We start from the raw sequence: 306 nt of genomic DNA, 5'->3' as shown, positions 1-306 counted from the left end.
ATTTCATACGTTTGTCCTGGTTTTAACGTGTGCATAATGTTCTCTAAATCAACTTGGATATACTGTGACTGTTTTTTGATTGTCCCATTTCGAAAGTATTCTGGAAATGGATTTTTCGTATAGACGGTATGGTTTAACTTAAGTCTTGATATATAGTACACGCCACGTTGATCCATTTGATCTAAGTCTTCTAATGAAAAATATCCTAAATCACGAATACACAGGTCACCTGGACGTAAGGTATCTAAACATTCCGTTCCAAAGGTCTTATCATTATTTTTCCCTGGACCTACCTGAAAGTTTAAA

Annotated in this window: 1 protein-coding gene; it reads right to left on the bottom strand. The window is 35.0% G+C overall.

What is annotated here, in order from left to right; genetic code table 11:
• Positions 1 to 306, bottom strand: a 306-nt coding sequence (locus FE392_RS22645; RefSeq protein WP_319931930.1) for a transposase, incomplete at both ends; no start/stop codon positions are given.

The sequence above is a fragment of the Xenorhabdus santafensis genome, from assembly GCF_033949405.1.
Taxonomy (GTDB): Bacteria; Pseudomonadota; Gammaproteobacteria; order Enterobacterales; family Enterobacteriaceae; genus Xenorhabdus; species Xenorhabdus santafensis.
The sequence above is the reverse complement of the archived record's forward strand: the minus strand, read 5'-3'. Positions and strand labels throughout refer to the sequence as shown.